General features: G+C 56.5%; 22 protein-coding genes. 16 read left to right on the forward strand and 6 right to left on the reverse strand.

Annotation, left to right across the window (positions count from 1 at the left end; all coding sequences use genetic code 11):
- The first annotated feature begins 12 nt into the window (after positions 1-12).
- The 3 genes from JN414_RS02250 to JN414_RS02260 are packed head-to-tail and all read left to right on the forward strand — an operon-like array spanning position 13 to position 3,251.
- On the forward strand, positions 13-621 hold the full coding sequence (locus JN414_RS02250) for an SCO family protein (protein WP_202206505.1): 609 nt from the start codon (positions 13-15) through the stop codon (positions 619-621).
- Positions 622-2,271 carry an ABC transporter substrate-binding protein gene (locus JN414_RS02255; RefSeq protein ID WP_375781675.1) on the forward strand — a complete coding sequence of 550 codons (1,650 nt, stop codon included), beginning with the start codon at positions 622-624 and terminating at the stop codon, positions 2,269-2,271.
- 5 nt (positions 2,272-2,276) lie between these two features.
- A complete protein-coding gene (locus tag JN414_RS02260; RefSeq protein ID WP_202206506.1) occupies positions 2,277-3,251 on the forward strand; it encodes a hypothetical protein in 975 nt (324 codons plus the stop codon).
- 37 nt (positions 3,252-3,288) lie between these two features.
- Here the strand turns inward: JN414_RS02260 and purD are convergent, their stop codons facing one another.
- Positions 3,289-4,518 carry a phosphoribosylamine--glycine ligase gene (gene purD, locus JN414_RS02265; protein WP_202206507.1) on the reverse strand — a complete coding sequence of 410 codons (1,230 nt, stop codon included), beginning with the start codon at positions 4,516-4,518 and terminating at the stop codon, positions 3,289-3,291.
- Positions 4,519-4,595: 77 nt separating this feature from the next.
- Between purD and xseA the strand changes: the two genes are divergently transcribed.
- The 4 genes from xseA to JN414_RS02285 all read left to right on the forward strand — a co-directional run bounded on the left by xseA (position 4,596) and on the right by JN414_RS02285 (position 7,910).
- A complete protein-coding gene (gene xseA / locus JN414_RS02270) occupies positions 4,596-6,092 on the forward strand; it encodes an exodeoxyribonuclease VII large subunit (RefSeq protein WP_202206508.1) in 1,497 nt (498 codons plus the stop codon).
- Positions 6,093-6,137: 45 nt separating this feature from the next.
- Positions 6,138-6,503: a hypothetical protein gene (locus tag JN414_RS02275; RefSeq protein ID WP_202206509.1), complete on the forward strand. Its 366-nt coding sequence runs from the start codon at positions 6,138-6,140 to the stop codon at positions 6,501-6,503.
- 85 nt (positions 6,504-6,588) lie between these two features.
- Positions 6,589-6,942 carry a zinc ribbon domain-containing protein YjdM gene (locus JN414_RS02280; RefSeq protein ID WP_046899740.1) on the forward strand — a complete coding sequence of 118 codons (354 nt, stop codon included), beginning with the start codon at positions 6,589-6,591 and terminating at the stop codon, positions 6,940-6,942.
- 116 nt (positions 6,943-7,058) lie between these two features.
- Positions 7,059-7,910: an NmrA family NAD(P)-binding protein gene (locus JN414_RS02285; RefSeq protein WP_202206510.1), complete on the forward strand. Its 852-nt coding sequence runs from the start codon at positions 7,059-7,061 to the stop codon at positions 7,908-7,910.
- A 65-nt stretch (positions 7,911-7,975) separates the two neighbouring features.
- On the opposite strand, the gene JN414_RS02290 is transcribed toward JN414_RS02285, so the two are convergent.
- The gene (locus tag JN414_RS02290) at positions 7,976-10,753 is read right to left on the reverse strand and encodes an Rne/Rng family ribonuclease (RefSeq protein WP_202206511.1); all 2,778 of its coding nucleotides are present in this window, start codon (positions 10,751-10,753) and stop codon (positions 7,976-7,978) included.
- Between the two features lie 200 nt (positions 10,754-10,953).
- On the opposite strand from JN414_RS02290, the gene JN414_RS02295 reads away from it, so the two are divergent.
- The 4 genes from JN414_RS02295 to JN414_RS02310 all read left to right on the forward strand — a co-directional run bounded on the left by JN414_RS02295 (position 10,954) and on the right by JN414_RS02310 (position 14,795).
- A complete protein-coding gene (locus JN414_RS02295) occupies positions 10,954-11,115 on the forward strand; it encodes a hypothetical protein (RefSeq protein ID WP_202206808.1) in 162 nt (53 codons plus the stop codon).
- A 182-nt stretch (positions 11,116-11,297) separates the two neighbouring features.
- The gene (locus tag JN414_RS02300; RefSeq protein ID WP_237389859.1) at positions 11,298-12,143 is read left to right on the forward strand and encodes an N-acetylmuramoyl-L-alanine amidase; all 846 of its coding nucleotides are present in this window, start codon (positions 11,298-11,300) and stop codon (positions 12,141-12,143) included.
- Between the two features lie 205 nt (positions 12,144-12,348).
- On the forward strand, positions 12,349-13,917 hold the full coding sequence (locus JN414_RS02305; protein ID WP_202206513.1) for a 2-isopropylmalate synthase: 1,569 nt from the start codon (positions 12,349-12,351) through the stop codon (positions 13,915-13,917).
- Positions 13,918-14,027: 110 nt separating this feature from the next.
- Positions 14,028-14,795 (forward strand): sulfite exporter TauE/SafE family protein, encoded by a 768-nt coding sequence (locus tag JN414_RS02310; protein ID WP_202206514.1) that lies wholly within the window; start codon positions 14,028-14,030, stop codon positions 14,793-14,795.
- A 19-nt stretch (positions 14,796-14,814) separates the two neighbouring features.
- Here the strand turns inward: JN414_RS02310 and JN414_RS02315 are convergent, their stop codons facing one another.
- Both JN414_RS02315 and JN414_RS02320 read right to left on the reverse strand, forming a co-directional pair.
- Positions 14,815-15,273 (reverse strand): hypothetical protein, encoded by a 459-nt coding sequence (locus JN414_RS02315; protein WP_202206515.1) that lies wholly within the window; start codon positions 15,271-15,273, stop codon positions 14,815-14,817.
- Positions 15,274-15,317: 44 nt separating this feature from the next.
- Positions 15,318-15,575 carry a hypothetical protein gene (locus JN414_RS02320; protein ID WP_202206516.1) on the reverse strand — a complete coding sequence of 86 codons (258 nt, stop codon included), beginning with the start codon at positions 15,573-15,575 and terminating at the stop codon, positions 15,318-15,320.
- Between the two features lie 305 nt (positions 15,576-15,880).
- Here JN414_RS02320 and JN414_RS02325 point away from each other — a divergent pair, with 305 nt between their 5' ends.
- The 5 genes from JN414_RS02325 to rodA all read left to right on the forward strand — a co-directional run bounded on the left by JN414_RS02325 (position 15,881) and on the right by rodA (position 21,625).
- Positions 15,881-16,930: a rod shape-determining protein gene (locus JN414_RS02325; protein ID WP_007283695.1), complete on the forward strand. Its 1,050-nt coding sequence runs from the start codon at positions 15,881-15,883 to the stop codon at positions 16,928-16,930.
- Between the two features lie 16 nt (positions 16,931-16,946).
- Entirely contained in the window at positions 16,947-17,879 is a 933-nt protein-coding gene (gene mreC / locus JN414_RS02330) for a rod shape-determining protein MreC (protein ID WP_202206517.1), read from the forward strand.
- A 4-nt stretch (positions 17,880-17,883) separates the two neighbouring features.
- Entirely contained in the window at positions 17,884-18,450 is a 567-nt protein-coding gene (locus tag JN414_RS02335) for a hypothetical protein (RefSeq protein ID WP_046899733.1), read from the forward strand.
- A 65-nt stretch (positions 18,451-18,515) separates the two neighbouring features.
- The gene (gene mrdA / locus JN414_RS02340) at positions 18,516-20,441 is read left to right on the forward strand and encodes a penicillin-binding protein 2 (RefSeq protein ID WP_202206518.1); all 1,926 of its coding nucleotides are present in this window, start codon (positions 18,516-18,518) and stop codon (positions 20,439-20,441) included.
- Positions 20,442-20,452: 11 nt separating this feature from the next.
- On the forward strand, positions 20,453-21,625 hold the full coding sequence (gene rodA, locus JN414_RS02345) for a rod shape-determining protein RodA (protein ID WP_202206519.1): 1,173 nt from the start codon (positions 20,453-20,455) through the stop codon (positions 21,623-21,625).
- A 4-nt stretch (positions 21,626-21,629) separates the two neighbouring features.
- Here rodA and JN414_RS02350 read toward each other — a convergent pair whose 3' ends face one another.
- Together JN414_RS02350 and JN414_RS02355 are read right to left on the reverse strand one after the other, a co-directional pair.
- Entirely contained in the window at positions 21,630-22,670 is a 1,041-nt protein-coding gene (locus JN414_RS02350) for an L-idonate 5-dehydrogenase (protein WP_202206520.1), read from the reverse strand.
- Between the two features lie 109 nt (positions 22,671-22,779).
- On the reverse strand, positions 22,780-24,801 hold the full coding sequence (locus JN414_RS02355) for a DUF2075 domain-containing protein (protein WP_202206521.1): 2,022 nt from the start codon (positions 24,799-24,801) through the stop codon (positions 22,780-22,782).
- Between the last annotated feature and the right edge of the window lie 2 nt (positions 24,802-24,803).

Raw genomic sequence — 24,803 nt, forward strand, 5'->3', positions numbered from 1 at the left:
GACTGAACGACCATGGAAACCCAACACGAACGCCGCAAGCGGATCAGCAATCGCATCATCTGGGGGGTGCTGGCAGTTGCGGCAGTTCTGGCCGGGGTCGGCTTCCAGTTAGCCTCTCATGGTGGACCGGGGCTGCTGGTACAGTCCAACGGAAATGAAGTTGGCGGCAGCTTCCGTCTTGATTCCCTTGGGGAAAGCACGGTCACGGAAGGAGACTTCCACGGGACCTGGGTTCTGGTATGGTTCTTTGACACCAACTGCCCGGAAGATCGCTGCCAGCCGGTGCTGAAAAGCATGGAGCAGGCGTATCAGGCACTTCACGCACAAGGCGTCCGTGTCTCTCCGCTTGCTGTGTCTCTGGACCCGTTTGATGAAAACGAAGCCCTCAGAAACTATGTCATTCCGGTTGCTCCCCATGTGATGCCGTTCACGGGTACGCCGAACATGATCAAGGCCATGACGGCTGAGTATCATGCTCCGGATCAGAAAGAGGGTGATCATTACGTTCCGGCTCCGCGGATCGTTGTCATGGATCCAAGTGCCCGTTATGCTGGCACGATCGATGCGACCGGCGATGCAGATGCGTTGATTGCCCGCCTTCGTCAGCTGTCAAAGCGCTAAATGGCAATGCGTGTCCCGGCTTTTCTCCTCGCTCTTTCACTTGGCGTGGCCGGGACGGCGTTTGCTCAGGAGCAGACACCTCCTGACTGGGACGGGCAGACGCTGGGCAGCCCGCACAGAGGTGGAACGCTTCGGCTTACCGCTGATGGTCCCGGCGGGACGTTGGACCCGCAGGTTAATTACGGCACGCAGTACATGCAGGTGTTCGTCAATATGTACGATCCCCTGCTGACGTTTAGAGAGGCGCGTGGCCCCACCGGGCTGGAGGTCGTTCCCGATCTTGCGGACGCCATGCCGACTATCAGCCCTGATGGGCTGACATGGACACTTCATTTACGGTCCGGTCTGAAGTTTTCGAATGGGTCGCCGGTTCGTGTTGAAGACGTCGTGGCGTCTTTTCGTCGGATCTATAGGGTTGGTAGCCCGACGGCGGCCTCATTTTACGGCGGGATTGTCGGGGCGAAAGAATGCCTGAATGCGCCGGATCACTGCACGTTGCCGGGTGTGGAAGGGCGCCCAGATGGAACGATCGTGTTTCATCTGGCTCATCCGGATGGAGAGTTTCTCTACAAGCTTGCGTTCCCTCACGCAGTTATTCTGCCTGCGTCAGTGTCTGTGCACGATGTGGGGAATGAGACCGTGCCGGGCACAGGGCCTTATCGGATCACGCATTACGATCCCGAGCATGGCATTGTGTTAGAGCGAAACTCCTACTTTCATGTTTGGAACCCACAGGCCCAGACAGACGGGTTTGCTGACCGGATCGAGTATAATTTTGGCCTCTCTGACGAGGCGCAGATCACTGCGGTCGAACAGGGCCAATATGACTGGATGCTCGATGCCAAGCCCTCTGACCGATTGGGTGAGCTCGGCGCGAAATACACCTCGCAGGTTCATATCGAGCCGTTGCTGGGGCTGTATTATCTGGCCATGAATGTGCACGAAAAGCCGTTCACAGATCAGCGGGTTCGTCAGGCTGTCAGTATGGCTGTTAATCGACATGCCATGACCATTTTGTTCGGTGGTGGCGCGATTTCCGAACCTCTCTGCCAGATGGTTCCACACGGCATTCCAGGCGCTGATCTTGGCCTTTCATGCCCACAGGACCTGGAGAGAGCCAGAAAGCTTGTGCGTGAGGCCGGTGAAGAGGGGGCGACCGTAACGCTGGTGGTTCCCAACCGGGCCGTTGAGCTTGGGATGGGAACATATCTGCGAAATGTACTTCAGCAGATCGGTTTCAAGGCACAACTCCGTCCCATAACAGCTGGACTGGCAGAGTCCTACGAACAGAATACAGCCAACCATGTGCAGATTAGTCTGTCTTACTGGTTTGCAGATTATCCCTCAGCATCGACGTTTCTCGATGATCTGTTTGGATGCGATAATTACCATCCGAATTCAGCCATTTCTCCGAACTTTACCGGCTTTTGTGACCAGCGTATTCAGAGCCTGTTCGAGCAGGCCAAGGCACAGACCGATCCAGCCAAAGCCGCACCAATCTGGCAGGAGGCGGGGCATGAAATTATGCGGCAAATGCCGGGTGCTCCGATGATTCAGATGAAGACTATTGATTTCGTTTCGAAAAGAGTTGGAAATTATTTCTCTACGTTGCTAAGTCATGTAATATTTTCTCACCTTTGGGTACATTAGTGGTTATGAAAATTCTTAGTGAAGACAATCCTGGAACCCTTGTTATTAGTGAGGGAAGAGTACCCCATGGGGCATACCAAGCAATTTACCACAAATTAACAAAAAAAGTAGAAAAGACAGAGAAAAAATTTAAAGGAAATTATAACATAGGGGCGAGCGATATTATCGCTCTAAATCAAAAAATAGAACAATTGCTTGTTCAGTATAAAGTTCAAGGAGTCCGATGTGAGATAACCCATGTCGCAAAAAAAAGCGCATCGAACTCTTTTTCCTCTATAGAAAAATTCACAAGGCATAATTTTCAGACAAGAGACATTACATCTTCTATAAATTACCAGTTTGATTTTTTAGTTATAATTCCTACAGAAATTTCTACATTAGATGATATAGCTCAACGATATAAGATAGATATTAATGCCACTAGAAATGAAATAGACGATGATGATTATAGTGCTCCTTTTTTCTTGAGAGGATTTCGTGGTGAATCTACCATAAGAATGTCTCTCGAATACTCTGATTATGCGGTAGCTCAGGCTCTGGAAAGTGTTATATCTGGATGGGTTGACTCTTTACCGAATAAAAAAATACCAACTCAAATAAAATTTTTCTTAAGTCTGGAAAAATTTTCCACATTTTATTTGGATAAATTTGCAAAAATACTACCTCTTTCTTCGGGATCTTATTTAATTTACGAAAAAAATTTTCCTATGAATAAAGCGTTATCTTTAGTTTTGTTCTGTATATTCATGTCCTTTCTTGGTGAAATTATAACGGATAAGTTGGTTTCTATATTTTACGAATTTCTATATAAAATAATTCCACGGTTGGATTTGGTTTTTACATTAGGGGATCAAGATTATATAGAAAATAAAAAAAATAAATGTTCTCGATATATTTCAATTATGTCTTTAGTATTTGTAGGGATTTTTCTTTCTATATTTGTAAATATTTTTTCATCGTTTATTTATGACAAAATTTAGTCTGGCCTATTAAGGCCAGACTAATGAAATATTTCAATTACAGGCCAATATCCGTACGGAAAATCTTGTCTTCCCACTGGATGGCTGACGCGCCTTCATAAGCAAGACGACGTGCATCTTCTGGCGTAGCAGCCTTGGCGCAGACTGTCAGAACACGTCCACCATCCGCGACAAGAACGCCATCGACCAGCTTTGTCCCAGCATGGAAAACCGAAACGCCCGGGACGGCTTCGGCGCGTTCGATGCCCGAAATGCGACCGCCCTTTTTCGCGGCATCCGGGTAGCCATTAGCAGCCAGCACCAGTGAGATAGACGCTTCGTCGGAGAAGTCGGCAGCGGCATGATCGAGATTGCCGTCTGCGAGAGCTGCAAGAATAGGAAGCAGGTCTGACTTGAGGCGGATCAGGAGTGCCTGCGCTTCCGGATCACCAAAGCGGACATTGTATTCAATCAGCTTTGGACCTTCGTTGGTCAGCATCAGGCCAGCGAAAATCACGCCACGGAAAGGCGTCCCGCGACGCACCATTTCCGCCAGCATCGGGCGGACGCTGAGGTCCAGCGCCTTTTCCTGAGCCGCGCGATCAAAGCCGGGTGGTGGGGACATGGCACCCATACCGCCGGTGTTTGGCCCCGTATCACCATCGCCCAGACGCTTGTGGTCGCGGGCTGCGCCGATCAGAACGGCCTTTTCGTCCGAGCAGAACGCGAACAGCGAGACTTCTTCGCCCACCAGACATTCTTCAATGACAAGCGGCATGCCGAGCTTGCGAATGGCGTCTTCCGCTTCTTCGACACTCTGGGCGACGACCACGCCCTTACCGGCCGCCAGACCGTCCGCTTTTACGACGATCGGCGCACCGCGCCGTCGAACGAATTCAAGGGCTGGTGCCTCGTCTTCGAAGCGTTCCCATTTTGCTGTTGGAATGCCAGCGGCATCCGCAACGTCCTTGGTAAACGCCTTACTGCCTTCCAAAAGGGCCGCTGCCTTGGTCGGGCCAGCGCAGGGGATGCCAGCTTCGGCGCAGGCATCCGCCAGACCGACCACCAGAGGCGCTTCAGGGCCGGGAACGATCAGGTCGATGTTCTGCTCTTTGGCAAAGGCGACAAGCCCTGCAACGTCATCGGCTTTTAGCGGAACAAGCGTTGCTAGAGAGGCCATGCCGGGATTGCCAGGCGCCGCATAAAGGGCCGAAAGACTGGGCGAGCGCGCCAGACATGTTACAAGGGCGTGTTCGCGCCCTCCGGAACCGACCAGCAAAACGCGCATTCCGCTCTCCCTTTTTCATCTGCGGCTCCCTGAGATCAGGGCTTCGTCTGAAGGCGTGCGTAGCATAGACTGGCGCCATGATGGAGAGTGATGCCGCGTCTGCACGCGGGAATGTGCCGCAATATTCAGTTTCCGAGATTTCCGGAGCCATCAAGCGCACGCTTGAGACCGGATTCGGGCGTGTTCGTGTGCGTGGTGAGGTGACGGAACTCAAGCGTTACCCGTCCGGGCATATCTATCTGTCCCTGAAAGATGAGGGCGGAAAGATCTCCGGCGTCATCTGGCGTGGAACCGTTTCCCGGCTTGGCATGGCGCCTGAGAATGGTAACGAAGTCATCGCGACGGGCAAAGTCTCGTCCTATGGCGAGCGTTCCAGCTATCAGCTTATTATTGATCGGATGGAATTTGCGGGCGAGGGGGCTTTGCTCGCCAATATCGAGCGCCTGCGTCGCAAACTGCTTGATGAGGGACTGTTCGAAGCCGATCGCAAGAAGCCCATTCCGTTTCTGCCATCGCTTGTCGGTGTCGTGACGTCACGGTCCGGGGCGGTTCTTCATGATATTCGTACGACCATTGAACGTCGCTTTCCCCGGGATGTGTTGTTGTGGCCTGTTGCCGTGCAGGGAGAGGGGGCTGCAGGCCAGATCGCTGCGGCCATTGACGGTATGGCGCAAAGGCCGCGTCGGCCGGATGTTCTGATTGTCGCTCGTGGCGGTGGCTCTCTTGAAGATCTTATGGCTTTCAATGATGAGCGTGTTTTACGTGCCGTCGCAGCCTGTCCCATCCCGGTTATTTCTGCTGTGGGCCACGAGACAGACACCACACTGATTGATCTTGTCTCAGATCGGCGGGCACCGACGCCAACGGCTGCGGCAGAAATGGCCGTGCCCTTGCGCTCTGAACTGGTCGCGGATCTGGCACATCGGACGGCCCGTCTGGCAGGTGGTTTGAGCCGCATCATGCAGACATCCCGGGCAAGGCTGGAGCAGGCTACATCGCGACTGCCAGATCTGCCGTCTCTTCTCGAAACGGCTCGGATGCGGTTGGATGACCGGAGCCAGCGCCTTGATCTTGCTCTTCCAGCCTTTGTCATGCGCGCAAGAAGCCGTCTGGATGCTCCGGTACGGCAACTGCCGTCGCCGGAACTGATTGTCAGCCGGGCGAGGGCCGCCCTGACGGCGCCCTCAAAGCAGCTTCCGTCACCACGTTTGCTGATCGAACGGCGACAGAGCGCTCTTCGTGCGTCAGAGACCGCTCTTGTCACGGCATGGCAGCGCGCGTCCCAACGGTTCCACCTTAGGGTAGAACGACAGAGACTGTCTCCTGAGACGCTCAATAGCGCCATCCGGCTTCAGAAAGCGCGTCTTGATGGGTTGGGAAGTCATCTGGAAGCGGTCTCCCCGAGGGCGATCCTCAGCAGGGGATATGTGCTCGTCCAGGATAGCAAGGGGCGTCCCGTGACCCATTCCGACGCGGAACCTTTGAACGGACGTGTGGTTCTGTCTTTCGCTGACGGCCAACGTGGGGCAAAACTCGATACCCTTCTTACGTCCCAGGCCGATCTGGGTCTTTAATGGTGAAGTGTCCGGGCGTGGCCCGGTTTGTGATCCGGAGTTCACATGCGTTCGTTCTGGTTGAGCCTTGTTGTCCTGCCTCTTCTGGCAGCTTGTGCGGAGCAGCCTTCCGCCACGTCTTCTCATGCAGCCGTGCAGGCTCCAGCCCAAAAGATTCCCCCGCAGGATTTTGCTCCGGGATTGGCCGAAGAAGCTCCGACGGATGGTCATAAGGTGCTTCTGAATGACCCGTCTGCACCGTCAAATACGCCGCTTTGCGGGACAGCGCAGCGTGAAGCCAATCTGGCAGGATCAGCGCTCTATGCGCAGGGTTTGGCCACCACAACGTCGTCCTGCCCGCAGAATGCGTGTTTTGAACCTTTGACGGGAACGTTCATTGCGGCAAACGGTAACAAGAGCGTCTGCCGGTAAAAGTTTTCCGGGCAGATTGAGCTGGCGCATTTCCCTATCATCTTCAGTGCTTTAAAGTGGATCTCACGAAAGAGTGAGGTTTGACATGACTGATGAGCTGAAATGTCCCAAATGTGGGTCGGAGCATGTTTATCCGGATGGGACTCTGTGGGTCTGTCCGGACTGCGGCAATGAATGGAACCCGGAAGAGGGCGGTCAGGCCGACGCTGGCGACGCATCTGCGGAAATCAAAGATGCCAATGGCAATGTCCTTGTAGATGGTGACAGCGTTACGGTTGTGAAGGACCTGAAGGTCAAAGGATCTTCGTTGGTTGTGAAAAGCGGCACCAAGGTCAAGAACATTCGTCTTGTTGATGCGACGGACGGACATAATATTGCCTGTAAGATCGCGGGAATTGGCGCAATGAACCTGAAGTCTGAATTCGTAAAAAAATCCTAACGGGTTACGCCATTTAGTTACATCGTGTGTGCTTTCATCAGCCTTCGTGAGGTCTCCTTGCGAAGGCTGATGCCGTTCTGGGGCATACGCCTTTCGGCAATACAGGGGATGTAGGCATGTATGTCATTCTTGGCGGGACGGGCCATGTCGGCCGCGCTGTTGCACAAACTGTTCTGGCGGCTGGGCATGATGTCACGGTAGTAACCCGGCAGGTTGTTGCGGCCTCTGAACAACGCCACGCCGGCGTAGATTATGCGGCAGTGGATGTGAATGACACTGATACTCTGAGGGTGCTTTTTCAGAGGGCGCAACGCGTGTTCGTTCTCAATCCCCCTGCGGCAGTGTCTGGCAATACGGATGTGGAAGAACGCAAGACTGTGTGCTCCATTTTGAAAGCATTGCGGGGCGTTGCTCTGGAAAAGGTCGTCGTGCAATCCACCTATGGCGCGCAGCCTGGTGAGCACTGTGGTGATCTCGGCGTTTTGTATGAGCTGGAACAGGGTGCGCAGGCCCTGAACGTTCCGGTGTGTATTGTCCGCGCGGCCTATTACATAAGCAACTGGGCAGGGGCGACGAGCGCTGCGAAAGCTACAGGAGTGCTACAGACATTTCTGCCGGCAACACAGGCGTTTCCCATGGTCGCTCCAGAAGATGTTGGAGGTCTGGCAGGTAAGTTACTGATGTCTGATGTTGAACAGACGGGCATCCACAATATCGAGGGGCCGGAGAGCTATACGCCTTCAGACGTTGCTGCCGCCCTTTCCAGAATATTAGGGCGCGCCGTCCAAGTGCAGGTCATTCCCCAAGAGAGGTGGTATGAGGCCTATCGCGGAAATGGTTTCTCGAAAGAAGCCGCGCAGTCTTATGCGAACATGACCGGGCTCTTTATTCATCAACATTATGACCGCCCTGCAGACCCCGTGCGGGGCTCCACAAGCCTTGAAGCTTGCCTGAAGCGTTACGCATAAACCGGGCATAAAAAAAGCCGACCGGAAATATCCGGTCGGCTTTTTGTTGGGGTGAGAAGCGGATGTTACCGCTTCCACCAGCCCATGCGACGCGTCACCGGTGGCAACTCGTCAATGTTGATGGGCTGTAGCGTGTTTCCATCATCCGCTGCGGCATCGTCGGCTTTGACAGCCTTGGTTGCGCGACGGGCGCGAGTACGCTTCGGCTTGGCGGTTGCCTCTTCCTCGGCGACAGGAGCTGAGGCCTCCGAAGCCATTGCTTCCACAACAACGTCGTCTGCCTTGGCTTCTGTAGCCTTGGTCGTGCGACGGGTGCGTGGACGCTTAGGCTTGGCCGGAGCTTCCTCTTCCGTCGGAGCAGTCAGAGCAGCCACGACGACTTCTTCTGCGACTACCGGTGCCACTGCTTCAGCCTTCACAGCCTTGGTGCTGCGGCGGCCTCTGGTGCGCTTTGGTTTTTCCTGTTCTGCAGCAATCGGCTCGGCAGCGATCTCGGCAACGTCAACTACCGGAGCGCTCTCGACAGAAAGGCGGGCAGGGGTTGCTGTAGATGTCTGAAGCGGGCGGGAAGCCTGCTCCATTTCAGCCTGTTCGATCACATCGAAAATATCGAAGCTTCCACCGAACGGATCAGCCGGCGTCGGGCCTGCATATCCACGCGAAACAGGCTGGCGTTCTTCCCGGCGGCGCTGGGAAGGCTGCTGAGCCGGAGCGTGGCGTACTGGCTTAGGTGCTTCTTCCTGAAAGGACACCTTTTCCTGCACCGGGGCCTCTGCTGCGACTTCGTCTTCCTTCTGAACACGCTTGAAGCGCGTCCGACGACGACCCGGGATAAGACCGACTTCTTCGGTTTCATCGTCAGACCGGTGGACGGAAGGCTGTTCGCCGTTTGGTTCGGCAGCATTGCCCTGAACGGTCTCGTTCTCGCCGTTCTGATCACGACGACCACGACGACGGCGGCGACGACGACGACGGTTGCCGTTGTTGCCCTCTTCCTCGTCACCCGTGTTGACTTCGACGTCTTCACTCCGGGCAGGCAACTCAGCCCGCGCTTCAACCGCAGCAGCCTGAGGAACGACAGGTGCCTCGTCCTCAATGATTTCGATCGTGCGGACGTTGTGAGGCGCAGCAATCTGAGCCGGTACTGGCTCTGGTGCCGGTGCAGCCGTCTGCGGACGGATACGCTCGATACGCATGTCTGCTGCGGGCAGATCTTCTTCCGTGCGGAAGATCACGCGCATGCGGTGACGCTGCTCAATGTCAGACAGCCAGTCGCGCTTGTTGTTCAGAATGTAGAGGGCAATGTCCGATCCTATGTGAACATCGATCTCGGCAGCACGCTGGCGGGTGCCTTCTTCATCGATGGCACGCAGCACATGAAGAGCGGAGCTTTCCGTACCGCGAATGAAGCCAGTGCCCTGACAGTGCGGGCAAGGCGTCAGCAGTGATTCAGCGATGGACGGACGCAGACGCTGGCGGGACATTTCGAGCAGGCCGAAATGAGAGATATGTCCCACCTGAATGCGTGCGCGATCGGTACGCAGAGATTCCTTGAGGCGCTTCTCGACCTGAGCGTTATGGCGGCGGCTTTCCATGTCGATGAAGTCAATGACGACAAGGCCAGCCAGATCACGCAGGCGCAGCTGGCGCGCAACTTCTTCAGCAGCTTCAAGGTTCGTGCGGAGTGCCGTTTCCTCAATGTTGCGCTGTGACGTGGATTTACCAGAGTTCACGTCGATGGCGACGAGTGCTTCCGTCTGGTTGATGACCAGATAGCCACCAGACTTCAGGCGTGCAGTTGGGGAGAACATCGCATCCAGATGCCCTTCGACGTTGTAACGCGCGAAGAGGCTCTGTCCACGGTTCTGCCAGAGCTTCACCTTGCCAGCGTTGTGCGGCATCAGCAGGCGCATGAACTCACGCGCACTTCTCCACGCAGACTCACCGTCGACCATGATGTCTTCGATGTCTTTGGAGAACAGGTCGCGAATGGCGCGCTTGATGAGGCTCGCTTCCTCATAAACCAGCGTTGGAGCAACGGATGACAGCGCGTGTGAGCGAATGTCGTCCCAAAGCTGAAGCAGGTATTCACAGTCCCGAACGATTTCCGGTCCTGGACGGCCTGCACCTGCGGTCCGGACGATCATGGCCATCGTCTTGGGCAGGTTCAGTTCTGCGATGATGTCGCGCAGACGGCGACGATCCGTGTCAGACGTAATCTTGCGAGAGACACCACCACCACGCAGGGCGTTCGGCATCAGGACGCAATAACGGCCAGCGAGAGAGACGTAGGTGGTAAGGGCCGCGCCCTTGTTGCCACGCTCTTCTTTCACGACCTGAACGAGCAGGACCTGACGGCGGCGGATGACTTCCTGGATCTTGTAGTTGCGTAGGAAGCGGGCCGTACGACGCGAAGCCGCGCTTTCCTCACCTGTGTCGTGCTCGCCACCAACGGTTTCTGGCGCGCGACGATCCTGGTTGTCGTTCTCTTCCGTCTCGTCAGAGGCGGGCTCTTCCTCACTGTCCGGAAGTTCAGCGCGTTGTTCAGACGCAACTTCTTCTTCCTGGATGGCCAGAAGCTTCTCGCGATCTGCGACGGGGATCTGGAAGTAATCCGGGTGAATTTCGCTGAAGGCGAGGAAGCCGTGACGGTTTCCGCCGTATTCTACGAAAGCGGCCTGAAGGCTCGGCTCAACACGGATGACTTTGGCAAGGTAGATGTTGCCTTTGAGCTGTTTCTTGGACGATGTCTCGACGTCGTAATCTTCAACGCGGTCACCGTCCATGACCACAACACGCGTTTCTTCCGCGTGTGTGGTGTCGATAAGCATACGCTTGGTCATGGAAAACTGAACTCCACGATGCTCCAGTGTGGCGCTTTGGGCCAGAGGGAACACCTGATTGTACGGGGTGGAGGGGGCGGATCAGCCGGAATGCCAGACCGCGGGACGCATCTGGTCCCGTTTCGGTTAGGCTCCTGGCTGTGATCACGTCGCGTGACATTCGACCCCTGACAGACGTCCGGCCCGTGGTCTGGTGCCGGATGAAAACGCACTCCGGTCAGGTTGTGAGCCTGTGCCGGACTGAACTAATCCTGCCGGAGCAGCCCGATCAGGACATGGCGCAGAAAATGTCCGGCACATGTCAAACGATGGGGCGTCGCGGCTCGGACGATCGAGGCGGGAGCGTTGTGGGAAAAGGATAAAAGCCCACAAACGATCGGACCGCTCTCTTCAGGTCCTTGGCGCACAGGATGACTTAAAGAAGGGCCGCTGGCAAGCAGGGCTTTTTCCGGCTCTCCAAAAGGTGCTTTGCCTTGTTTCAGACATTGTCCTGTGTCTGTTATGACTGAAGGTCCAGATGATCGAAAAGACGCAGGGTAAACGGATGCTGACGCGACGCATGGTAATGGAAGGTCTTGCCTGCCTCTCCACGGTGGCTCCCTTGGGAGCCGTCGCCCGAACTAAGCATCTGACAGCGCATTCTCCCTCTGCCAAACCGCTTCAGGCCCCGGCCGTTCACCGAAATGCGCCGCCACCCAAACCGCTGGTCATGCTGGATCCCGGACATGGTGGAAAAGATCCTGGCGCAATCGGTATTTCCGGTACGTATGAGAAACATATTGCCGAAGCTGCGGCGACAGAACTGCGGCGCCAGCTTCTGGCATCCGGACAGTACCGCGTGGCTATGACCCGTTCAGAGGACCATTTCATTCCCCTGGAAGGGCGCGTGGAAATGGCCCAGCAGCATCAGGCGCATCTCTTTATCTCTATGCACGCCGATGCACTGCATGACCGTGATGTTCGCGGGGCGAGTGTCTATACGCTTTCCAGCGGAGCGTCGGACGCTCAAACAGCGGCTCTGGCACAGCGGGAGAATAGTGCAGACCGCTTTGGCGGCCCTGCGTTTCATGGCATGTCTCCCGACGTCCAGCAGATCCTTTCCAGTCTGGTTTCTGAAGAAACGCGGCGCGGGTCTGCGCACATGGCATCAAGTGTTGTAGGCGCATTTCGTAGTCGCATTGGGCTGCTGACGCATCCGTCGCGCCATGCGGCTTTTGTGGTGCTGAAGTCCGCAGAGATACCGTCAGTTCTGGTGGAAATGGGTTTCATGTCTAACCGGCTGGATGAAGCCGCCCTGCGGCAGGCTGTGCACCGCACACAGGTTGCGAGCGCTATGAAAACCGCTGTTGATCGGTACTTTTCAACTCGGCCCGGGGTGATGACGGGCTGACCCCATAAGAACGCAGGGCAGAGTTTTTAGTCATGTGGGTTGCGCATGACGAAAGAATCGGACATTTTCCGTGCCCATGACATTTCTTTCGATCCTCTCGCTTCGACTTATCGGCCCCTGAACGCCACATCAAGGCGGGCAGCGTTCCGTTGCGTTCAGGGGATGACAGACCAGAAAATTTCCTGACCAGCGAGATGATCAAGACATGACTTTCCAACATCCGTCCTTCGGTACGATTTCCGACGACCGCGTTATCATTTTTGATACGACGCTGCGTGACGGTGAACAGTCCCCCGGTTTCTCCATGAACCTCGAAGAGAAGCTCCGCATGGCTCATGCGTTGAGCGCTCTGGGCGTGGACGTTATTGAGGCTGGCTTTCCGGTCGCATCCAAAGATGACTTCGAGAGTGTTCGCAGCATTGCGGAGCAGGTGCGTGGCTCTGTTATCTGCGGTCTGGCTCGCAGTGGTGGCAAGCGCGACATTGAGTCCTGCGGCGAAGCTCTGAAGGGTGCTGAACGCTCCCGTATTCATAACTTTATTTCCACATCTCCACTGCACATGAAGTATAAGCTGCGGATGGAGCCTGAAACGGTTCTGGACATTATTGCGTCTGGCAACCAGAAGGCCCGTCAGTACACGGATGACGTGGAATGGTCTGCTGAAGACGGTTCTCGTACGGACCCTGACTTCCTGTGCCGTTGTGTCGAAGTCGCCATCAAGAATGGTGCGAACACCATCAACATTCCTGATACCGTAGGCTTCGCAACGCCGGAAGAAATGCGACGCATTTTTGATATGCTGCGTGAACGGGTGCCGGGTGCGGATCAGGTGATCTTCTCCACCCATAACCACAATGATCTGGGCTTGGGTGTTGCAAATACGCTGGCCGCTGTCGAAGGCGGTGCCCGTCAGATCGAATGCACGATCAATGGCATCGGTGAGCGTGCCGGTAATGCTGCGCTGGAAGAAATCGTCATGGCGCTGCGGACGCGTCATGACCAGTACGGCAAGGTAACGGGCATCGAGACGCCGAAGCTGCTGGGCATGTCCCGTATGCTGGCGACGATCACGGGCTTCGACGTGCAGCCGAACAAGGCCATCGTTGGCCGGAACGCTTTCGCGCATGAAAGTGGCATCCATCAGGACGGTGTTCTGAAGAACGCTGCCACTTATGAGATCATGACGCCGGAAAGCGTGGGTTGGAACAAGAGCTCGCTGGTGATGGGCAAGCATTCCGGCCGTGCGGCATTCCGCGACAAGCTGGCTCAGCTTGGCTACCCGCCGCTGGAAGACGAGGCTCTGAACGCTGCTTTTGCCCGGTTCAAGGATCTGGCTGACAGCAAGAAGGTCGTGTTCGATGACGATATCTGCGCACTGGTCGATGATGAGAGCCGCGACCACGAGCGCGTTCATCTGATTTCTCTGGAAGTTGCTTCCGGCACCAAGCAGAAGTCTCAGGTCAAGCTGGAAATCAGCGTTGATGGCGCCACCCAGTATGCGGCTGTCAGTGGAAATGGCCCGGTTGATGCGGCATTCCGTGCCATCGGTGAGGCATTCCCTCATTCAGCAGAACTGGCGCTGTTCTCGGTGGCTAACGTCACGGAAGGGACAGACGCTCAGGCCCGCACGACGGTTCGTCTGCAGGAGAATGGTAAGCTCGTAGACGGTCAGGGTGCCGATGCCGATACGGTTGTGTCTGCTGTTCGTGCCTATATCCATGCCCTGAATAAGCTGCTCACCAAGCGCGAGCGGACTGAGCCTGAAGCACTCTAAGCTTCGAACCATGAGAGATCACCAATAAACTAATTAATATAGTTTATTGGTGATCTAGACAAAAATAACACGATTGATATTGTCTCCTTCTGAATTTGGAAGGGGCAGCTATGCCGCATTCGTGGCTTTATACGGCGTCGGGTCTATTTGTAGGCTTTCTGGTAGGCATGACCGGAGTGGGGGGAGGGTCCCTCATGACGCCACTGCTGATCCTGCTGTTCGGGGCAAAGCCTCAGTCAGCCGTCGGAACAGACCTGCTTTACGCAGCCGTTACGAAAATTGTTGGTACTGGCCTCAACCGCCATATGGGCGTGGTGAACTGGAAGATTGTTGGCTGGCAGATGGCGGGGAGTCTCCCGGCAGGTCTGTTGTGCCTGATTTTCCTGCACCATGCGGGCATGTCCGACGCCGCGTCCCGTCTCATTCAGGTTGTTCTCGGTGTGGCACTGCTTCTTACGGCGCCAGCAATTTTGCTGAAGCCAAGGCTGAGAAAGTGGGCTGAAGGGCGTAAACCCCTGAGCGACCGGGCTGAAACGATTTTAACGGTTCTGCTTGGTGTTTTACTTGGGACGTTGGTGACGCTGTCTTCCGTGGGAGCTGGAGCTGTCGGCATGGCCGCCTTGACGATGCTTTATCCGCGCCTGACAACACGAACGCTCGTTGCAACGGATATCGCCCATGCAGTTCCGCTCACGCTGATTGCAGGGGGAGGTCACTGGCTGGAGGGCGCGGTGGATACCGCCGTCCTTCTGGCGCTTCTGATGGGATCCATCCCAGGTATTATTCTGGGGACGTTATGTGCAGGGAAATTGCATGAAGATACCCAGCGCTGGGTGCTGGGTATTCTTCTGGCCGTTATTGGTTTCCGGATGATCTGACATCCGGAAACCGTAAAGCTTAGTAGCCGTAGTTGCTCTGCTGAGGGTAACCGCCGTTGTTGTAGCCCTGCTGCTGAGGGTAGGGGTTCTGGCAGTTCGTGTTGGGTGGGCACTGATATTGCTGCTGCGGATAGGTCGGATACTGACCGTTCTGCTGCTGATATCCCTGAGGGTAGCCACCTTGCTGGGGGTAACCGTTCTGGTACCCGCCCTGCTGGTAGCTCGGGCGATTGGGCGCTGTAACGGCGCCCGTCGTTGCCCCAAGTGCGCCACCAGCAAGCGCACCAATGGCAGCTCCGCGACCGCCGCCGGCCAGTGCGCCGATGGCCGCACCTGCGCCGCCTCCCAGAAGACCGCCGCCAAGGGCGCGCGATCCCGGGTCATAGTTTCCCTGGCAACCGCCTAGGGAAAGAACGGTCGCAAAAGCGCCAATCAGAGCTACGCCCCGAAAAGCAGAGCGGTCGATAACGGACCTCATGTCACAAATCCTTAGAATTCATGGTCGCTAGCCCGATAACAGGCTCAGTAACCGTTCCGTGAACGCTGGCTTGGCGTGGTTGCTGCACCAACAGCAGCGCCTGTACCACCACCTGCGAGTGCACCGATAGCCGCGCCGCGACCGCCGCCAGCCAAGGCGCCGATTGCAGCGCCGGCACCTGCACCGACAAGGGCGCCAGAGCCTGCACGAGCTCCACTGTCGTACGGGCTACCGCAGCCCGCAAGAGCAGCGCCACAGAGGGTCAGGACGGCGATCAGGCGGGGAGTCTTGGTCATATTCATTTTTTATGTCCTGTTCTGTTTTGGTTTCTCCGACGCTTCCCCTGCTTTCGGAAAGGAATGTCGGATAAGACCATATAGTGGTAACGTGGAGAACGTGACTGAAGGGTGGCAAGATTGAGGCGCGGAAAGATTTTTTTCCATGTCCTGATCTCCCGTGATGAAAAGTTGTTCGTCGCTAATGACATTATCGGGACTGTTACCCTTGCTGAACGGCCTTTGCATCGTTAAGTCCACCCGCGGGGAGCCCGCCCCACCTTAACGATATATAATCTGTCTGCCGCACAGAGCCGCGCCAGGAGTTTTGGATGTTTTCTCGTCTGCTGGGTCTCATGTCTGCTGACATGGCGATCGACCTCGGCACTGCCAACACGCTCGTTTACGTTAAAGGCCGCGGTATTGTGCTCGATGAGCCATCTGTGGTTGCCATCGCTGAAGTGCGCGGCAAAAAGCAGGTTCTGGCTGTTGGTAACGAAGCCAAGCAGATGGTCGGGCGTACGCCTGGCAACATCACCGCCATCCGTCCGCTGCGAGACGGCGTTATTGCGGACTTCGAAGTCGCGGAAGAGATGATCAAGCACTTCATCCGTAAAGTGCATAATCGCCGGGCCTTCGCGAGTCCGCAGATCATCATCTGTGTTCCTTCTGGTGCGACGGCTGTTGAACGTCGGGCCATTCAGGAAAGTGCCGAGAGCGCGGGTGCCCGCAAGGTCATGCTGATCGAAGAGCCGATGGCAGCCGCAATCGGTGCAGGCCTCCCGGTCACTGAACCGTCTGGCAGCATGATTGTGGATATCGGTGGCGGAACCACGGAAGTGGCCGTGATCTCGCTCGGTGGCATCGTCTACGCCCGTTCTGCCCGTGTTGGTGGAGACAAGATGGACGAGGCCATCATCTCCTACATCCGGAAGACCTATAATCTTCTCGTGGGCGAAAGCTCTGCCGAGCGTATCAAGATCGAGCTTGGTGCCGCCATGATGCCGGATGATCCATCCAATCCGGATGGCCCCATCACGGAAATCAAAGGCAGGGATCTGATCAACGGCGTGCCGCGTGAAGTGATGGTCAGCCAGGCCCAGATTGCAGAAAGTCTGGCAGAGCCGGTCATGCAGATCGTGGATGCCGTGACGACAGCACTGGAAAATACGCCACCTGAACTGGCTGCCGATATCGTGGACAAAGGGATTGTCCTCTCCGGCGGTGGTGCGCTCCTGTACCGCCTCGATGAGGTTCTGCGTCTTTACACGGGGCTCCCTGTGACCGTGGCTGAGAATGCGCTGTCATGCGTGGCGCTGGGAACGGGTCGTGCGCTCGAAGAAATGCGCCGTCTGCGCAGTGTTCTGAGCAGCATGTACTGAACCCGGACACAGTCCAGTGTTCTCCATCCACACTCGGCAGGTGTTCGCAAGAGCAACTCTGCCGATCCTGATCCTCTTCGCCGTGGCACTGGTCCTGCTTGGGCTGGTCCGGCGGCCGGTAGTGGATGGGGCACGTCTGCAGGCTACCGATATTCTGGCGCCTGCTTATCAGGCTCTTGTTCTGCCGCAGACGAAATTGCGGGACTGGCTTGTGGATCTACGGGGTGCGACGGATCTTGCGCGGGAGAATTCCCGTCTGCGAGATGAGAACCGTGCTCTGCGGCACTGGTATGATGTGGCTGTGGCTCTGGCAGCCGAAAATGGCCGCCTGAAGAATAGTCTTCACTGGATTCCGGAAAGTATCCCCCAGTATGTGACCGGCCGTGTTACGCGTGATGATGGTGGGCCCTATTCACGCGCTGTTCTGCTGGATGTTGGCAGTGGGCATCAGGTTCATATGGGCGATGTGGCGTTGGATTCGTCTGGGCTGTTAGGGCGTGTCACAGAGGTCGGGCCTCATACGGTCCGTGTTCTGCTCATCAATGATGATGCCAGCCGAATTCCTGTCACGCTGGCGGCATCTCATGGAGATGCCATTATGGCCGGGGATGACACAGATACACCCCGACTGATTTATTACCCGCAGGACCATCATCCCATTGAAGGGGAACGTGTGGAGACGCGTGGGCAGAGCGCGATGCCTGCGGGCCTTCCAATTGGAACAGTTCATTACCTGGCTCCCAACCGGCCGGTTGTGATGCCGGACGCTGACTTGCGCCGTCTGGATATCGTGCGCGTCTTTGACTACGGAGACGACGGCGGCCAAGCCCCTGATGCGCCAGGGCGCGTCAAGATCCGGCGTCCTCCTTCAGAACCTGCGTTGCCGGGTGGATTGTCGTTCCCCAAATTACCGGGAATGTCTGAACCTCTGGGGAAGGGAGGGCAATAATCAGATGGTTGCCGAAAACTCCACCCCCCATTTGCATTCTGCCGTTGAGCCGAAACAGACGCTCCGCCGCCGGCTGGACATGTTTGTTCGCGCGGCGATGCCGTCTCTGTTCATCATTCTGGTTGCGGTTCTGCTGTCTGCACCGTTTGGAATTCCCGGGCAGGCAGAACTTCAGTTTGGCATCGCCATGTGTACAGTCTGGTTCTGGGCCTTTAGTCGCCCACGCTCCATGCCTGCTCTGGCAGTCTTTGTGTGTGGACTCGTTCTGGAGCTGTTCAGTTTTGGTCCGCCGGGTGCCATCCTTCTGTCATTGCTCGTGATTTACGGAGTGGCCCATCACTGGCGCTATGGGTTGTCCCGCTTGGGATTCGTAGCCTGCTGGCTGATTTTCAGCTTTCTGGCGGCGCTGGCATCCTTTTTTCAGTGGGCTCTCGTCTGTCTGCATGCATTTGCGCTATTATCGCCCGCACCGGGCCTCTTTCAGGCTGCGCTAACAATCGGTATCTATCCCAGTCTTACCGCGCTGTTTGTCTGGGGCCGCCGCACGTTTGCCAATCCCGATCAGGCCTGACGGCGCATTTTCGCGCTCTCCGCGCAAATCGCCGCTTTCTTTTCCGGACTTGAACGCCTGACCTGATGTTTTCCAGAAAACGCCCTTTTCGGACCCTGCTACGCTCGCGAAGCCAGGACGTGCCTGTTCGCTCCGGGCGTGGCGTCTTCACGCGTCGTGCCCTTGTAGTGATGGCGGTCCAGGCTGGTGTTCTGGGGGCTCTGGGGCGACGACTTTATAATATTCAGACAGTTGAGGGCGACCATCTCCGCCAGCTTGCGGAGCGTAACCGTACCAGCAAGCGTCTGCTGGCCCCCGCACGCGGAACCGTCCATGACCGCTTTGGTGTGGCCCTTGCTGATAACAAGGTCAGCTGGCGCGCGCTCCTGATGCCAGAAGAAACGACTGATATCGCTTCTGTCATCGAACGGTTTGCACAGATTGTGCCGCTGGATGAGCATGATCGGGCACGCATTGAGCGCGATCTGAAGCATGTTCATAAATATGTCCCGGTCACGCTCCATGAGTTCCTGTCATGGGATGACATGGCGCGGATTGAGCTGAATGCGCCTTCATTGCCGGGTGTTCTCGTCGATGTCGGGTCCACCCGGCTCTATCCATTTCAGGACCTGACGGCACATATTGTCGGTTATGTCGCTCCGCCGAATGAAGACGATGTGGCCAAGGACACGACGTTGTCTCTGCCTGGGATGCGCGTGGGGCGGGCTGGCATAGAGCAGACGCAGGAATCGGTTCTTCGAGGAGAGCCGGGATCTGTGGAAATGGAAGTCAACGCTCTTGGGAGAGTGATTGGCGAAATTGACCGGGTGGAAGGCCAGCAGGGGGAGGACGTTCGCCTGACTCTGGATGTCGGGCTCCAGTCAAAGGTCTTAGAACGTCTTGGTGATCGCGTCGCCAGCTCCGTGGTCATGGATTGCCGGAATGGTGAAGTGCTGGCGATGGTCAGTACGCCGTCTTTCGATCCCTCCCTGTTTGATTCCGGCGTTAGCCATGCGCAGTGGAATGAGTGGGCGAATGACCCGCGGACGCCACTCGTAGACAAGGCTGTTTCCGGGCTGTATCCGCCCGGGTCCACCTTCAAGCCAGCCGTGGCGATGGGCGCGCTAAAGGCCGGCTCGGTCACACCGCAAGACCGTTTCAATTGCCCCGGCTATTTCGACATGGGTGGCGTGCGGTTCCACTGCTGGAACAAATGGGGACACGGCATGATCAACATGCGTGAAGCCCTCAAATTTTCCTGTGACGTTTATTTTTACGAAGTAGCCCGCCGCTGTGGCATGGACCCGATCAAGGCCGTCGGGAACGCTATGGGGCTAGGTGTGAAACTCGACATTGAGCTGCCGCATGTCCGCGCTGGTGTCATCCCGACGCCGGAATGGCGACAGCAGCACGGCTTTCACTGGAATGGCGGTGATACGGTGAATGCGGGTATTGGTCAGGGTTTTGTGCAGGTCACGCCCTTGGCGCTTGCAACCTACGTATCCCGGATTGCTTCAGGTCGAAATGTTCAACCGCATCTGATCCGCGCAACGAATGACCAGATTTCCGGACTGGCTTCTTTGGATGCCGCTCCGGCAGTGGATATCCCGCAGGAACATTTGAATGTTGTCCGCGCAGGTATGTTCGCGGTCGTGAATGAGCAGCATGGTACGGCCCCAAAAGCCCGTTTGGATCTGCCCGATGTCCAGATGGCGGGGAAAACCGGGTCAGCTCAGGTGCGGCGTGTGTCCCGGGCTTTGCGTGAGTCAGGGCATTTTAATTCCATGAGCTTGCCGTGGGAGTATCGTCCTCATGCGCTGTTCATTTGTTTCGCCCCATATGATGACCCCCGATATGCAGTCTCGGTTGTGGTTGAACACGGCAATGCAGGCGCAGATGAAGCCGCTCCACTGGCCAAGCAGATCATGACAGACACTTTGCTTCGTGATCCATCCAATCAATCCAGACCTCCCGGGCAGACTGTGGCGCAGGCAGAACCGGAGCAAGGGTGAGGGGCGGTGTCATGAATACATTTGGCTTTCTGAAATCTGATAAACGGCTCCTGCGTGCTGAGCCAGATTTCCGCCCTATGGCCCGGCTACTTCAGGTCAACTGGCTGTATGTGCTGCTGGTCTGTTTGCTGGCAGGTGTTGGGTATGTGGCGCTGTATTCGGCTGGTGGCGGATCTGCCAAACCTTTCGCTGGGCCGCAAATGGTTCGGTTCGGTTTTGGATTGGTCATGATGATTGCCGTGGCGCTGGTCAGCCCACGCATTCTGCGCATCATGGCCGTTCCCGTCTATTTGCTGTCCATTCTGCTGCTCGGGCTCGTGTTGCGAATGGGGCATGTGGGTAAGGGGGCCGAACGCTGGATCAATCTGGCAGGAATGCAGTTCCAGCCCTCAGAGTTCGCCAAAATCGGCCTGATCCTGATGCTTGCTACGTGGTTTCACCGGATTGGTAACGAGCGGATGGGGAACCCGCTGCGTCTGATAATGCCTGCCATCTTGACGCTTCTGCCGGTCGTTCTGGTGCTCAAGGAGCCCAATCTTGGGACTGCGACGATTATTGGCGTTATTGGTGCAACGCTGTTTTTCGCTGCAGGCATGCGGCTATGGCAAATCATCGTTCTCGTCGCGCCAATTCCGTTTCTTGGGAAATTCATTTACGGCCATTTGCATGACTATCAGAAGGCCCGGATCGATACCTTCCTGCACCCGGAGCATGATCCTCTGGGGGCCGGCTACAACATCATCCAGTCCAAGATTGCGCTTGGCTCGGGCGGAATGTGGGGGGAAGGATATCTGCATGGCAGCCAGGGGCAGCTGAACTTTCTTCCGGAAAAACAGACAGACTTCATTTTCACCATGATCGGCGAAGAATGGGGTTTTGCAGGGGGCATCGCAGTCATTGGATTGCTGACCACCCTCACACTGGGAGGAATGCTCATTGCCATGCGGAGCCGCAATCAGTTCGGGCGACTGCTCGGGCTCGGCATCGCAATGGATTTTTTCCTGTACTGCGCCGTCAATCTGTCGATGGTGATGGGGGCCATTCCGGTAGGCGGTGTGCCGCTGCCGCTGATTTCCTATGGCGGCTCAGCCATGCTGACGATGATGTTCGGTTTTGGGCTTCTGATGTCAGCCTGGGTCCATCGCAACGAGCGGGACCCAGGCTTTGAAGACGAAGACGATTGATTCTTTAGAGTTCCAGAAGAACCTTGGAAGAGCTTTTCCGGTCCAGCGATGCGTCGAAAGCGTCTTTGTACTGAGCCAGCGGAAAGCTGTGGGTGATAAGGCCGTCCGCAATCCAGGGATTGTCCGCAAGGATTTTCAGCGCCTCTGCAAACTCCTCATCGAAGCGGAATGTCCCCCGATAGTCGATTTCCCGCGCGATAATCTGTCCCAGAGGGGCTGGCACATCGCCCGGTGGGAAAATCCCTACCTGTACGAGGATGCCGCCTTTCTGCGTGCGCGCGATGGCAGTGGGAAAAGCAGGGATAACGCCTGTTGCTTCGAAAACGATTTCGTATTCCCGATCGTGACTGTCGCGGCCGGTGTTCACTGTGGCAGTTGCCCCCAGTTTGACGGCGATATCCAGTGCAAAGTCTTGCAAATCGGTTGCCACGATCTCCGCCGCCCCGGCCACTTTAAGCCCGGCAATAATCAGGGCGCCAATCGGGCCGGCTCCCTGAACCATGATGCGTTTACCCTTAACGTCGCCGGCGCGAGCAATCGCATGGAGAGCGACAGAGAAAGGTTCGGCAAGGCTGGCACGTTTCACATCCAGGCCTGAAGGCAGTGGATAGAGCTGGGATGTTTCGACAACCATATCCCGCCGGAAACCGCCATCCGTATGCGGAAGGAACGCTGCACTCCCAAAAAAGCGCATGTTCCGGCACAGGTGCTTCGCGCCTCGTTCGCATTCAGGGCAGTGCCCACACGGACGAGCTGGATGGATGGCGACAGCGTCCCCGATCCTGAAACGTGTTTCGTCCGGGCTGACAGCTTCCACAATTCCGGAAACCTCGTGGCCAAGAATCATCGGCTCCCGCAGAACGGATGCTCCCGCACCGCCATGCAGGAAGTAATGCATGTCCGACCCGCAGATTCCCCCCCAGGCTGGACGGACCAGCACCTGACCCGCCTTAAGCGGTGGGACGGCAACGGTCTCTAAACGCAGATCACCCTTTTCATGAATAACCAGAGCGTCGGTCGTCTGAGGGGCGGAAATGCTGGACATGACTGTGCCTCTTTCATCTGAACAGCGTGAATGACGTTACTCAGATATGGCCGATCTTGTGCGCTAAAGGCAGTCACGTTTGGGAGACGCGGGTCGCCTGATTATTCCTTCATACATCCAGAAGGCATCTGTCGACTGTTTGAAGAGTTTCCGCACCTTTTAAGGGGGCAATGCCACACGCCAGAAGAAAGTCAGCAATGCCATTCAGTGTGTCAGGGCAGCGCGTCGGATCATCAGGATTACCTTCCGGCACCCAGATGACGGTCTCATAGCGCGCACGGGTCAGCAGCACGCGATAGGTATTGAGGGACCAAAGGGCTTTTTCCGAGGATTTAACGGTCTGCCATGTGGTTCCGCTAAAGCGCCGGGACTGCCAGCGTTGTGGATAGCCTGTACGGATGAGGTCTCCATCCCAGCAAAGGCCGACAAAATCCAGTTCCAGTCCCTGAATGGCAAATTGAGTGGCGACGGTTTCAAGTGCATCTGAGGCTCGAACGTCCTTGTCAGGAACCCAGCGGTTCAAAAACCATTGAGCGACCGCGTTGGAGTCCATGTGAGCCAGTTCTGCACCGAGGCCCTCCGCGCGCAAGCGTTTTGCCTGAGAGCTGGCAATCAGACCGCAGCGATAGGTCAGGCGACTTCGTTCTCGCAGGGCTTTCCGTAGCTCCGGCAGGCTTCGTGTCAGACAGAATGGAAGACTGGCGTTCTCCGCAATATTGCGCGCGAGAGAGACATTTCCCTCCAGTACGGCATTCACCCATTTGGGCGTTGCAGTGTCCCGAAGGGAGCGAACCGGCACTGTGAGGTGCAGAGAGGGCTCTTTTTGAACCGGCAAGGACGGAGGCAGAGTGGTGAGGCCAGGGGCAGAACTGACGACATCCGGTGATGCGTGGATCTGCCATTCAGGGCGGCTCGCCAGAGCGTCTCCCCAGCAGGCTATTCCGCCTTCACCGTCGTGAATTTCCTGCCCTTGTCCGATAAGGCAGATGATGGCCGCAAATCCGTCATGCCGGTGCATGATGTCGAGGAGATGCGCGGGTTCAGACTGCGTCAGACGAACAGGCCGTTGTGCGCTTTTGCGAATAGCCTGATCGGCGTTCCAGGAACGCTGGGCTTCGTCGATGACCATGATCCGTTCTGGCGGGCACTCTGCGGCGCGCCCAACATAGTAATCCCGGAATTTGGTCAGGGACTGAATTGTGGATTCCATGCGCTGTTCTACGGCTGCGCGTTTCTGACCCTGTGCCACGGCGTCACGGGTCAGGGCTTCACGCAGAACGTGGACGAGCGTTGGGTTTCCGGTGAGGAATGTCGCGGAGTTGTCGGGCTCCGCAGTGCCGAACGCAGCTTTCAGGCCGCAAAGCGTTTTCCCGGCGCCAGGAATGCCCGAGACAAAAATGATTGTTTTCCGGTGTTGTCTCCGGGCGGCTTCAAGGAGTTCCGTAATACGCTCAGACGTCAGGGTCAGATTGGTCGCGTCTGCTCTCGCTGTGTGAATATCTGCGACGCTGTGCGTGGAATAAATGAGGCGAGCCGCTTCGACGATGCTCGGGACGGGATTGTAGGGTGCCTGTTCCCACTCATCTGGTCGCATGCGCGTTACTGAATGCAGTGTCCGGCGCGCAAGATCCGACAAAAGCTCCGCCAGGTTTGGTGCATTGCACTTCAGAACTGGCGTGACGCCAGATCCTAAGAGGAGCGGCGATGTTTGCGCAGGCTGTGCGGCTTCTGTTGCAATCAGAATGGGGATAATCGGGTGACGTCGGCTGCCCGCGTGAAAGTCTTGAAGGTCCAGCGCGTAACCTTCGGTCTGGGCAAGAGCCGCAGCGTCGAATTGAGACGCACCAACCTTGAATTCAAGAACGAACGTCGCGTCCGGGGAAATGAGGACCGTGTCGATCCGGCCGCCCAGACGGGGAATGGGGAATTCAAACAGGATTTGCCAGCCTGCCGTGTGCGGCAGGGCGGTTAGCGTGGTGCGGAGAAGATCAAGTTGGGTGGCCCAGGCACGGAGTTGCTGGGGTTCGCTGGAGAAGCGCCTCCGCCCGGCTTCGTGGGCGAGGCGCTCTCCAATACGATCCGGGTCCGTATTGAGGAACGTGGCGACTGGGCCGGACCACCACGCTCCCATTA

It is taken from the genome of Gluconobacter sp. Gdi, assembly GCF_014132155.1.
Lineage (GTDB): Bacteria > Pseudomonadota > Alphaproteobacteria > Acetobacterales > Acetobacteraceae > Gluconobacter.

Excerpts from the sequence above, each read along its gene's own strand:
- JN414_RS02280 (WP_046899740.1), top strand. The coding sequence starts at position 6,589 with ATGACTGATGAGCTGAAATGTCCCAAATGTGGGTCGGAGCATGTTTAT.
- xseA (WP_202206508.1), top strand. The coding sequence starts at position 4,596 with ATGATGGAGAGTGATGCCGCGTCTGCACGCGGGAATGTGCCGCAATAT.
- JN414_RS02315 (WP_202206515.1), bottom strand. The coding sequence starts at position 15,273 with ATGAGGTCCGTTATCGACCGCTCTGCTTTTCGGGGCGTAGCTCTGATT.
- JN414_RS02300 (WP_237389859.1), top strand. The coding sequence starts at position 11,298 with ATGCTGACGCGACGCATGGTAATGGAAGGTCTTGCCTGCCTCTCCACG.
- JN414_RS02310 (WP_202206514.1), top strand. The coding sequence starts at position 14,028 with ATGCCGCATTCGTGGCTTTATACGGCGTCGGGTCTATTTGTAGGCTTT.
- JN414_RS02320 (WP_202206516.1), bottom strand. The coding sequence starts at position 15,575 with ATGAATATGACCAAGACTCCCCGCCTGATCGCCGTCCTGACCCTCTGT.
- JN414_RS02260 (WP_202206506.1), top strand. The coding sequence starts at position 2,277 with ATGAAAATTCTTAGTGAAGACAATCCTGGAACCCTTGTTATTAGTGAG.
- JN414_RS02295 (WP_202206808.1), top strand. The coding sequence starts at position 10,954 with ATGAAAACGCACTCCGGTCAGGTTGTGAGCCTGTGCCGGACTGAACTA.
- JN414_RS02305 (WP_202206513.1), top strand. The coding sequence starts at position 12,349 with ATGACTTTCCAACATCCGTCCTTCGGTACGATTTCCGACGACCGCGTT.
- rodA (WP_202206519.1), top strand. The coding sequence starts at position 20,453 with ATGAATACATTTGGCTTTCTGAAATCTGATAAACGGCTCCTGCGTGCT.
- purD (WP_202206507.1), bottom strand. The coding sequence starts at position 4,518 with ATGCGCGTTTTGCTGGTCGGTTCCGGAGGGCGCGAACACGCCCTTGTA.
- JN414_RS02325 (WP_007283695.1), top strand. The coding sequence starts at position 15,881 with ATGTTTTCTCGTCTGCTGGGTCTCATGTCTGCTGACATGGCGATCGAC.
- JN414_RS02335 (WP_046899733.1), top strand. The coding sequence starts at position 17,884 with ATGGTTGCCGAAAACTCCACCCCCCATTTGCATTCTGCCGTTGAGCCG.
- JN414_RS02355 (WP_202206521.1), bottom strand. The coding sequence starts at position 24,801 with ATGGGAGCGTGGTGGTCCGGCCCAGTCGCCACGTTCCTCAATACGGAC.
- JN414_RS02250 (WP_202206505.1), top strand. The coding sequence starts at position 13 with ATGGAAACCCAACACGAACGCCGCAAGCGGATCAGCAATCGCATCATC.
- JN414_RS02285 (WP_202206510.1), top strand. The coding sequence starts at position 7,059 with ATGTATGTCATTCTTGGCGGGACGGGCCATGTCGGCCGCGCTGTTGCA.
- JN414_RS02275 (WP_202206509.1), top strand. The coding sequence starts at position 6,138 with ATGCGTTCGTTCTGGTTGAGCCTTGTTGTCCTGCCTCTTCTGGCAGCT.
- JN414_RS02350 (WP_202206520.1), bottom strand. The coding sequence starts at position 22,670 with ATGTCCAGCATTTCCGCCCCTCAGACGACCGACGCTCTGGTTATTCAT.
- JN414_RS02290 (WP_202206511.1), bottom strand. The coding sequence starts at position 10,753 with ATGACCAAGCGTATGCTTATCGACACCACACACGCGGAAGAAACGCGT.
- JN414_RS02255 (WP_375781675.1), top strand. The coding sequence starts at position 622 with ATGGCAATGCGTGTCCCGGCTTTTCTCCTCGCTCTTTCACTTGGCGTG.
- mrdA (WP_202206518.1), top strand. The coding sequence starts at position 18,516 with ATGTTTTCCAGAAAACGCCCTTTTCGGACCCTGCTACGCTCGCGAAGC.